The organism is Streptomyces sp. NPDC059037, from assembly GCF_042740015.1.
In the GTDB taxonomy this organism is placed as follows: domain Bacteria; phylum Actinomycetota; class Actinomycetes; order Streptomycetales; family Streptomycetaceae; genus Streptomyces.
Genome location: NZ_JBHYIG010000299.1, coordinates 1 through 9,444 on the forward strand (window position 1 = coordinate 1; position 9,444 = coordinate 9,444).

The 9,444-nt window shown below is 70.1% G+C and carries 8 protein-coding genes and 1 pseudogene; 6 read left to right on the forward strand and 3 right to left on the reverse strand.

Features of this window, described 5'->3' with window-relative positions; translation table 11 throughout:
• Nucleotides 1–549: pseudogene (locus ACFWY6_RS38485) on the reverse strand (hypothetical protein); the annotation flags it as partial.
• 261 nt (nt 550–810) lie between these two features.
• On the opposite strand from ACFWY6_RS38485, the gene ACFWY6_RS38490 reads away from it, so the two are divergent.
• Together ACFWY6_RS38490 and ACFWY6_RS38495 are read left to right on the forward strand one after the other, a co-directional pair.
• Entirely contained in the window at nt 811–2,448 is a 1,638-nt protein-coding gene (locus tag ACFWY6_RS38490) for an MFS transporter (protein WP_384700556.1), read from the forward strand.
• A 90-nt stretch (nt 2,449–2,538) separates the two neighbouring features.
• A complete protein-coding gene (locus ACFWY6_RS38495; RefSeq protein ID WP_360777891.1) occupies nt 2,539–3,732 on the forward strand; it encodes an acyl-CoA dehydrogenase family protein in 1,194 nt (397 codons plus the stop codon).
• Nucleotides 3,733–3,745: 13 nt separating this feature from the next.
• On the opposite strand, the gene ACFWY6_RS38500 is transcribed toward ACFWY6_RS38495, so the two are convergent.
• Nucleotides 3,746–4,186 carry a cell division protein SepF gene (locus ACFWY6_RS38500; RefSeq protein ID WP_384700558.1) on the reverse strand — a complete coding sequence of 147 codons (441 nt, stop codon included), beginning with the start codon at nt 4,184–4,186 and terminating at the stop codon, nt 3,746–3,748.
• Between the two features lie 291 nt (nt 4,187–4,477).
• Here ACFWY6_RS38500 and ACFWY6_RS38505 point away from each other — a divergent pair, with 291 nt between their 5' ends.
• Nucleotides 4,478–5,743 (forward strand): DUF5685 family protein, encoded by a 1,266-nt coding sequence (locus tag ACFWY6_RS38505; protein ID WP_384700560.1) that lies wholly within the window; start codon nt 4,478–4,480, stop codon nt 5,741–5,743.
• Between the two features lie 65 nt (nt 5,744–5,808).
• On the opposite strand, the gene ACFWY6_RS38510 is transcribed toward ACFWY6_RS38505, so the two are convergent.
• The gene (locus tag ACFWY6_RS38510; RefSeq protein WP_384700562.1) at nt 5,809–6,783 is read right to left on the reverse strand and encodes a transporter substrate-binding domain-containing protein; all 975 of its coding nucleotides are present in this window, start codon (nt 6,781–6,783) and stop codon (nt 5,809–5,811) included.
• Between the two features lie 448 nt (nt 6,784–7,231).
• Between ACFWY6_RS38510 and ACFWY6_RS38515 the strand changes: the two genes are divergently transcribed.
• The 3 genes from ACFWY6_RS38515 to ACFWY6_RS38525 all read left to right on the forward strand — a co-directional run.
• A complete protein-coding gene (locus ACFWY6_RS38515) occupies nt 7,232–8,089 on the forward strand; it encodes an amino acid ABC transporter permease (RefSeq protein WP_361816185.1) in 858 nt (285 codons plus the stop codon).
• A complete protein-coding gene (locus ACFWY6_RS38520; protein ID WP_384700565.1) occupies nt 8,086–8,964 on the forward strand; it encodes an amino acid ABC transporter permease in 879 nt (292 codons plus the stop codon). Before ACFWY6_RS38515 ends, ACFWY6_RS38520 begins: the two co-directional genes overlap by 4 nt.
• Nucleotides 8,961–9,444, forward strand: a 484-nt coding sequence (locus ACFWY6_RS38525) for an ATP-binding cassette domain-containing protein (RefSeq protein WP_384700566.1), incomplete at its 3' end; no start/stop codon positions are given. The genes ACFWY6_RS38520 and ACFWY6_RS38525, both read left to right, overlap by 4 nt.

A 9,444-nucleotide genomic window follows, 5' to 3' on the forward strand; every position in this document is an offset into this window, starting at 1 on the left:
GGCGAGCACGCCCGCCCACACCCAGCGGCCCGTGAGCACCGCGTACAGCGACCAGGCCGCGAGCGCGGTGAACAGTGACTCGCTGTACGCCATCGACTGCACGATGCCGACCGGCAGCACCGCCCACAGCACGACCGCGCAGATCCCCGCCCGGCGCCCGTACAGATGACCGGCGACCGCGAAGATCCCTCCGGCCGCGCAGAGCGACGCGAGCCAGCTCACCACCAGGCCCGCATCGGCGTACGACAACGGGCTGACCGCCGAGACGAGCCGCTCCAGCCAGGGAAGGAGCGGGAAGAACGCCAGGTTGGAGTGGACGCTGCCGTCCGGGAGCTTCACCTCCCAGCCGTAGCCGAACTCGGCGACGCGGGTGTACCAGAGCGAGTCCCAGCGGGCGGTGAGCAGCGTGTGCGGGCTCTTGCCCGCCGCCGCGCTCCACACCGCGAGGACCGCGATGCCCAGGGCGCGCACCCCGGCGTAGGCGAGGAGCGCGGGCGCGGCGCGGCGCAGCGCGGTCCCCGCGCGGGCGCCGTACGAGGGCCGCGGCAGGCATTGATCGAGGTCGGTCACGGGCTCGATTATCGGCGTACGCAGGAACCGCGCGGCGGCCCGGGTGCGTGGTCCATGCGTGGTCCATGGGTGGGCGGCGTGGCGTACGCCACACGGTCTGCGCACAACCATGAGAGGTCCGCCACGCGCCACGGCCGTGAACTCGCGTACTCTGACGGCTCACTCGCCTTTCGCCGCCGCCAGCTGGGAGATCACGTCCCGCGGGCCGCCGATGCGAGGGATCACTGGGAGGTATCGCACATGTCGGGGACAACCACGGCCACTGCTCCCTCCGGCCGTCGGGTGCCCAGGTCGCAGGAGGGCGCCAACCGCTGGCTGGTGCTCGTCGTCCTCTGCGTCAGCCTGCTGCTCGTCGCCGTCGACGCCACGGTGCTGCATGTCGCGGTGCCCGCCGTCACGGAGGACCTGAAGCCCGGCGGCATCGAGCTGCTGTGGATCGTCGACGTCTATCCACTGGTCTGCGCCTCGCTGCTCATCCTCTTCGGCACCCTCGGTGACCGGGTGGGCCGGCGGCGGGTGCTGCTGCTCGGATACGCGCTCTTCGGCGTGGCCTCGGCCGTCGCGGCCACGGCGGACAACGCGCAGGTCCTGATCGCGGCCCGCGCCCTGCTCGGCGTCGGCGGCGCGATGATCATGCCCGCGACCCTCTCGATCCTCCGGCAGGTCTTCCCCGACCGGCGCGAGCGCGCCGTCGCCATCGGCGTGTGGAGCGCGGTGGCCGGCATCGGCGCCGCGGGCGGGCCGCTGCTCGGCGGCTTCCTGCTCGAGCACTTCTGGTGGGGCTCGGTCTTCCTCATAAATATCCCGCTGATGCTGGTCAGCCTGCCCATCGGGCGCTGGCTGCTCCCCGAGTCGACGGGCAACCGCAACGGACCGTGGGACGTCGTCGGCGCGCTGATGGCGGCGGGCGGCCTCTTCGGTCTCGTCTTCGCGGTGAAGCGCGCGGGCGGCGGCGAGTCGCCGTTCGGCATGACGACCCTGCTCGCGTTCGCCGTGGGCACGGCCCTCCTGATCGGCTTCGTGCGCAGGCAGCGGCGGCGCGAGCATCCGCTCATCGATCTGTCGATGTTCGCGCGGCCCGCGTTCTCCACCTCGCTCGGCTGCATCGTGCTCGCGATGCTCGCCCTGGTGGGCCTGGAACTGGTCGCAGCGCAGTATCTGCAGCTGGTGCTCGGCCTCTCCCCGCTGGAGACCGGTATGCGGCTCGTGCCGCTCACCGTCGCCGCGATGGCCGCCGGCCTTGCCGGATCGAAGCTGCTGCACCGCTTCGGCCCGCGCACGATGGTCGCCTCCGGCTTCACCCTCACCGCGGTGGCCGTGATGGTGCTCACCGGGATGGGCGACCAGGCCAATGACCCGCTGCTCCTGACCAGCTTCGTCCTGCTCGGCCTCGGCCTGCAGACCACGCTCTTCGGCTCGTACGAGTCGATGCTCAGCGAGGCGCCCCAGTCGCAGGCGGGCGGCGCCGCCGCCATCGGCGAGACCTCGTACCAGCTGGGCGCGGGCATCGGCATCGCGCTGCTCGGCAGCGTCATGAACGCGGCGTACGCGCCGGGGCTCTCCTCCGTGCCCGGCGTCCCCGCCAAGGAGAGCGGCGCCGCGGGGCACTCGCTCGGCGAGGCGTACGAGATCGCTTCGCGGCTCGGCGGCAACGCGGGGGCCGCGCTGCGCAACGCCGCGCGCGAGTCCTTTGTGCACGGTCTGCATGTGACGCTGCTGGTCAGCGCGGGGCTGCTGCTGCTCGGCGCGCTGATGGCGCTGCGCCTGCCGCGGACCATGGAGTGTGGCGCGGCGGAGCCCGAGCCCGAGGCCAAGCCCGAGCCGGGGATACCGGCGCCCCGTGACGCGACGGTGGTCGCCGCGGAGTCGGTCCGCTGACCCGGTGGACGCGCGGGACACGGCGTCGTAGCGTCAGCGCGAGTCGTCTGTAGCTAACACTGCTAGTTTTTGCGCCGCCGGAGGCCCGCCATGTCCGCAAGCAGCCGCACCCTGCCGCCCTTCGACCCCACCGACCCGCTCGGCATCGATGACCTCCTCGACCCGGAGGACCTCGCGATCCGGGAGACCGTCCGCACCTGGGCCGCCGACCGCGTCCTGCCGCACATCGCCGAGTGGTACGAGAAGGGCGAGCTGCCCGGCATCCGCGATCTTGCCCGCGAGCTCGGCTCGATCGGCGCGCTCGGCATGTCCCTTCAGGGCTACGGCTGCGCGGGCGCGAGCGCCGTCCAGTACGGGCTCGCCTGCCTCGAGCTGGAGGCCGCCGACTCCGGCATCCGCTCGCTCGTCTCCGTGCAGGGCTCCCTCGCCATGTACGCCATCCACCGCTTCGGCTCCGAGGAGCAGAAGCAGCGCTGGCTGCCGGGGATGGCCGCGGGGGAGATCATCGGCTGCTTCGGGCTCACCGAGCCCGACCATGGCTCCGACCCGGCGTCCATGCGCACGTTCGCGAAGAAGGACGGCACCGACTGGGTGCTCACCGGCCGCAAGATGTGGATCACCAACGGATCCGTCGCGGGCGTCGCCGTCGTCTGGGCGCACACCGACGACGGGATCAGGGGATTCGTCGTGCCGACCGACGCCCCCGGCTTCTCGGCGCCCGAGATCAAGCACAAGTGGTCGCTGCGCGCGAGCGTCACCAGCGAGCTGGTGATGGACGAGGTGCGGCTGCCCGCCGACGCGGTGCTTCCCGAGGTCACCGGCCTCAAGGGCCCGCTGAGCTGCCTCTCCCACGCGCGCTACGGCATCGTCTGGGGAGCCATGGGCGCCGCCCGCTCGTCGTTCGAGGCGGCCGTCGCCTACTCCAAGACCCGCGAGCAGTTCGGCCGGCCCATCGGCGGCTTCCAGCTCACCCAGGCCAAGCTCGCCGACATGGCGGTCGAGCTGCACAAGGGCATCCTGCTCGCGCACCACCTCGGCCGGCGCATGGACGCGGGCCGGCTCCGCCCCGAGCAGGTCAGCTTCGGCAAGCTGAACAACGTACGAGAAGCGATCGAGATCTGCCGTACGTCACGGACGATCCTCGGCGCCAACGGGATCTCGCTCGAATACCCCGTGATGCGGCACGCGACGAACCTCGAGTCGGTCCTCACCTACGAGGGCACCGTCGAGATGCACCAGCTCGTCCTGGGCAAGGCGCTCACCGGCATCGACGCCTTCCGGTGAGCGGCCTCGCCCGCTAGCTCTGGTTGAAGAAACCGTCGGCGGGGCGGCTCGTGGCCTCCCCGTTGACGATCTGTGTGTCGGCGGGCGTGAGCAGGAAGACCCGCGTGGCCACGCGCTCGATGGAGCCGCGCAGACCGAAGGTCAGGCCGGCCGCGAAGTCCACGACGCGCTTGGCGTCGCCGGGCTCCATCGAGGTGAGGTTCACGATGACCGGGACGCCGTCCCGGAACATCTCGCCGATGCCACGCGCGTCCCGGAAGCTGTCCGGGGTCACGGTCCCGATCCGGCGGCCCTGCTCCTCGGCCGTCTCGCTCGCCACCCGCACCCGCGGGTCGGTGACCCAGGCATCGCCGGGTCCCTCGGCACCGTCATCGTCGTAGCCGTCGTAGTAACGCTCGTCATTGTTGTCGTCGACGAGGCCAAGCCAGGCACTCGCCTTGCGCACCGATCCCATGGACGCCTCCTCTCACAGCGGGCTTTCTGCTTTCCGCATCCCCATGTTCGTCCATGATGCGGATGGTGCGCCAAGTGGATAGTCGCCGCGCGGGGTTTTCGTGACGGTACTGGTGCAGAGTCAACTGCCCGAAGCACGTGATTCCCCAAGGGTCTTGCCGTATACGGCTGCTGACACTGAGTGAAATATGATTTTCCCGGCGTTCGGGTGACGGCCGGTGCGTCCGGGTGAACGGACCCCTGGATACGATGCCGGAGTTGATCGTTCGCCGGGCTTCTCGGGGGAGTCGTCTTGTTCGGAATCGTCAGGCCATGCAGCCACCGCCTCGGTGAGGGTCTGAAGACCCAGTGGATGGCGCATCTGTGCGGGCTCTGCCTCGCGCTGCGCGGTGACCACGGGCAGTTCGCCCGCGTCGTGACCAACTACGACGGCCTGATCATCTCGGTTCTGACGGAGGCTCAGGCCGAGAAGTCGACCGGCTGGCGGCGCACCGCGGGGCCCTGTCCGCTGCGCGGCATGCGGACCGCCTCCGTCGCGCAGGGCGAGGGCGCGCGGCTCGCCGCCGCCGTCTCGCTGGTGCTCGCGTCGGCCAAGGTGCGCGACCACGTCGTCGACGGGGACGGGCTCTTGGCGCGCAGGCCGGTGGCCGCCGCCGCGCGAAAGGTCGCGCGGAGCTGGGACCGGGCGGGCGCGCGGACCGCTGCCGATGTGGGCTTCGACACGGCGGTCCTGGTCGACGCCGTCGAACGGCAGGTCGGCATCGAGGGCTTGGCGGGCCCCGGCACCTCGCTGCTGACGGTCACCGAACCCACCGAGACGGCGACGGCGGCCGCCTTCGCGCACACCGCCGTCATAGCGGGCAGGCCCGGCAACGCGGAGCCGCTCGCCGAGGCGGGTCGGCTCTTCGGGCGGCTCGCGCATCTCCTGGATGCCGTGGAGGACAGGCACGCTGACGCTGTGTCGGGTGCGTGGAATCCCCTGGCCGCCACGGGTACCGACCTCGCCCAGGCCCGCCGCCTCGCCGACGACGCGGTGCACGGCATCCGCCTTGCGCTGCGGGACGCCGAGTTCACCGACGGCAAGCTGGCGCATGTGCTGCTCGCGCATGAGCTGAGCAGGTCGGTGGACCGGGCCTTCGGGACCGATGCGTGTGGGCACAGTCATGAGGTGACGGCTCATCAGGGGGGTTCGTTCGGGCCGCCGCAGGGTGGGAATCCTTATGGGCAGCAGGGTGGGCCGTACGGGCAGCAGCCTCCGTACGGGGGTGGCAATCCGTACGGAGGCGGGGTGCCGGGTGCCCCCGGTGGTCCGGGTGGTCCCGGCGGCTTTGGCGGTGGGCCCGCGTTCGAGCCGCAGCCGCCGAAGCCGGGGAAGCGGGGGTTCTGGGCGGGGTGTGCCGTTGCCATCGGGCTGTGCTGCACCTGCAAGTTGTGCTGTGCGGATTCGTACGAAGGGCCCTGGTCCCGCAAGAAGCGGGAGGGGTGCTGCAACAACTGCGGGGACGGTGGGTGCTGCTCGTGTTGTGAGTGCTGCTCTTGTTGTGACTGCGGGTTGTAGGTGCTCCGGGGTGGTGCTGTTTGTCTGCGGGTTCGATGTGGTTGCTCGCGCAGTTCCCCGCGCCCCTACGGGGCGACCTCCGGCGGGGAGATCTCGGACTTTTCGATCGCTGAGCCCTGGGTGTCCCATTTCTTCAGGATGCGGGTGTACGTGCCGTCCTTGATCAGCCGGTTCACCGCCGCCTGGAAGGCAGGCGCCAGCTTCGTGCCCTTCTTGAAGGCGAAGCCGACGTCGAGGCGGTGGTACTCGCCCAGGAACTTCAGGCCCTCCTGGTGGGCGACCGCATAGCGCAGGCCGTTGATCGTGGACATCACCACATCGCTGCGGCCCTGCTGGAGCGAGCCCCAGATCGCGCTCTGCTCGGCGTACGTCTTCACGCTGTACGGCTTCTTGCCGGCGCCGTCGCAGACATGCTTGTTGTCCTCCAGGGTGACTTCGAACGTGGTGCCCGCGCCGGTCGCCACGTTCAGGCCGCACAGCTGCTTGAAGTCGGTGACCTTCTTCAGCTTGCTGTCGTCACGGACGGCGAAGCCCTGGCCGTCATTGATGTACGTGACGAAGTCGATCGTCTTGCGCCGCTCCTCCGTCACGCCGAAGTTGCCGGTGCCCAGGTCGTACTTGCCGCTGTCCAGGGCGGGCAGGATCGCCTCGAAGCTCGCGGGCTCCCGCTTCAGCTTCAGGCCGAGTGTCCTGGCGACCGCCTCCGCGAAGTCGGCGTCCTGGCCGACGATCGTCTTCCCGTCCTCCAGGTAGGTGTTGCCCGGTGGGCTGCCGCCGACGGCGGTCGCCAGGTTGAGGGTGCCCCGTTCGCGTACGTCCGAGGGGAGCAGCTCCGCCGCCGCCTCGTTCTTCTCGACCGAGGAGACCACGTCCGTGGTGGGGATCTTGTCGCTGTTGCCCGCGGGTGCCGCGCCGCCCGTGGTGTCGGCGGAGCCGCCCGAACCGCAGGCGGTGAGCGTGAGCGTGGCGGCGGTGATCAGGGCGAAGGCCGCAGGGATGCGGCGGGAGTGCGGGAAGCGCGGATGCGCGGACTTGCTCATGGCGTGACGGTCTCCATCAAGGCAGCAGGGCAGGGCGGAGCGGACGTGCGAGGGGAGGGGGTGCCGCTGCTCATGGCGGTGCAGCAGTGGCGTACGCGTGTGAAGGCGGGGTCAACGGCGCGCGGGCGCACGGGAGATGCAAGGCGGGAGAGACCCGGGAACAGCGAAGGGCTCAGCGCGCAGGGGGTCGGCTCAGAGAGTCGTCGAACACGACGCGGACCACACGCGACCGAAGTCGATGTGGGAGCGCGTGACCAGCCACTGCTGCGAATGCATGGGGCAAGTGGAGCAGGCATCCGTTTCCACGTCAACTGCCCTGAGACGTAACGCTCACATCCTGGACGGCCTTGACAGGGCGCGTGAACCGCCCCTTACTCTCAAGGCGGATCGTGCTGAGGGGCTCGGTCCGTGTGAAGGCATCACCTCCCGTATCCACGGAGCCTTCGCCATGTCTTCCGACACGCTCGCCAAAGCCGCGACCGCCCCTCCGCAAGATCCCCCGCCCGATCTCCCGCGCATCGTGCCGCAGCGCCGCGCGGGACAGTGGGCGGCAGCCGCGGTGGTCCTGGTGCTGCTCGGGCTCGCCGTCAACTCCGTCGTACGCAATGACGCGTTCCAGTGGGACGTGGTCGGCGACCACTTCACCTCCGCGTCCGTGCTGCGCGGCCTGTGGCTGACGCTCTGGCTGACCGCCGTCGTCATGGTGCTCGGCTTCGCGCTCGGCACGCTGCTCGCGGCGGGGCGCCTGTCGGCCAACCCCGTGCTGCGGGGCGTCAGTTGGGGGTATGTCTGGCTCTTCAGGTCGATGCCGATCCTGGTGCAGCTGCTGTTCTGGTTCAACATCGGGGCGCTGTACCCGTATCTCTTCGGCGTGAAGACGGTGAACCTCCTCGGGCCGATCAGCATCGCCGTCATCGGGCTGACCCTGCACGAGGCCGCGTACGCCGCCGAGGTGGTGCGCGGCGGCATCCTCTCCGTCGACCGGGGGCAGATCGAGGCCGCGCAGGCGCTCGGGCTCGGCCGGTGGCGCAGATGGCGGCGGATCGTCCTGCCGCAGGCCATGCGTTCGATCGTGCCGCCGGCCGGGAACATGCTGATCGGCACGCTCAAGGGCACCTCGATCGTCAGCGTGATCGCGGTGCAGGACCTGCTGTACTCCGTGCAGTTGGTCTACCACCGCACCTACCAGGTGATCCCGCTGCTCCTGGTCGCCACCATCTGGTACGTCGTGGTCACCTCGCTGCTGAGCGTCGGACAGTACTACGTGGAGCGGCACTACGCGCGCGGTTCGGAGCGGACCCGATGAGCGTGACGGAGCGCAGGCCGACCGAAGACCTCGTGAAGGACGACGACTACGGCGCGCTGAAAGTCGTTCCCGTGCGCCACCCCTGGCGCTGGGCGGCCGTCGCCGCCACGGCCGTCCTCGTGGCCCAGTTCGTGCACGGGCTCGCCACCAACTCCGGGTGGGAATGGGAGGTGTTCGCCGAGTTCTTCACCGCCGATGTGATCCTGGAGGCGGTCTGGGTCACCCTCCAGCTCACCTTCTACGGCACGGCTCTCGGCTTCGCGCTCGGCATCGTGATCGCCTTCATGCGGCTCTCCGCGAGCCCCTTCCTGAAGTCGGTGGCCTTCGCCTACATCTGGGCGTTCCGGTCGATCCCGCTCATCGTGCAGCTGCTTTTCTGGTTCAACCTGGCCTATCTCTACAAGGAGTTGCAGTTCGGCATCCCGTTCGGGCCCGGCTTCTTCTCCTTCGACACGATGGGGCTCGTCGGGGCGATGAGTGCCGCCGTCCTCGGCCTTGCGCTGCACCAGGCCGCGTACGCCGCCGAGATCGTGCGGGCCGGCGTACTGGCCGTCGACAGCGGCCAGTTGGAGGCGGCGGCCGCGCTCGGCATCCCCAGGCTGCGGCAGATCCGCCGCATCGTGCTCCCGCAGGCGATGCGCTCGATCCTGCCCAACGCCGCCAACGAGATCATCTCCCTCTTCAAGGGCACCTCGATCGTCTCCGTGATGGCGATCGGCGAGCTCTTCTACCAAGTGCAGGTCATCTACGGCCGCAACGGCCGCGTCGTGCCGCTCCTGATGGTCGCCACCGCCTGGTACGTGCTGCTCACCACCGCCCTCTCCGTCCTCCAGCACTACGTCGAACGTCACTTCTCCAAGGGGGAATCGCGATGAGCGCGATGGTCGAACTCCGGTCCGTGCACAAGTCCTTCGGATCGCTTGACGTGCTGCGAGGCATCGATCTGGAGGTGCGGGCGGGCGAGGTCACCGTCGTCCTCGGCCCCTCCGGATCCGGCAAGTCCACGCTCCTGCGCGCCATCAACCACCTGGAGAAGGTGGACAAGGGCTGGATCAGCGTCGACGGCGCGCTCGTCGGCTACCGGCGCTCCGGCGACAAGCTGTACGAGCTGCGCGAGCGCGAGGTGCTCAAGCAGCGCACGCAGATCGGCTTCGTCTTCCAGAACTTCCATCTCTTCCCGCATCTGACCGTCCTGGAGAACATCGTCGAGGCGCCGGTCTCGGCGCTGAAGCGGCCCCGCAAGGAGGCCGCCCTGGCCGCCGAGGCGCGGGGGGCCCCCGGCGGGCGCGGCGGCAAAGGCGGCGCCCAGCCCAAACCCATCACCCCGGCGCACGAGCCCCCCCCGGCCCACGCCC

Excerpts from the sequence above, each read along its gene's own strand:
- ACFWY6_RS38490 (WP_384700556.1), top strand. The coding sequence starts at position 811 with ATGTCGGGGACAACCACGGCCACTGCTCCCTCCGGCCGTCGGGTGCCC.
- ACFWY6_RS38510 (WP_384700562.1), bottom strand. The coding sequence starts at position 6,783 with ATGAGCAAGTCCGCGCATCCGCGCTTCCCGCACTCCCGCCGCATCCCT.
- ACFWY6_RS38500 (WP_384700558.1), bottom strand. The coding sequence starts at position 4,186 with ATGGGATCGGTGCGCAAGGCGAGTGCCTGGCTTGGCCTCGTCGACGAC.
- ACFWY6_RS38495 (WP_360777891.1), top strand. The coding sequence starts at position 2,539 with ATGTCCGCAAGCAGCCGCACCCTGCCGCCCTTCGACCCCACCGACCCG.
- ACFWY6_RS38520 (WP_384700565.1), top strand. The coding sequence starts at position 8,086 with ATGAGCGTGACGGAGCGCAGGCCGACCGAAGACCTCGTGAAGGACGAC.
- ACFWY6_RS38515 (WP_361816185.1), top strand. The coding sequence starts at position 7,232 with ATGTCTTCCGACACGCTCGCCAAAGCCGCGACCGCCCCTCCGCAAGAT.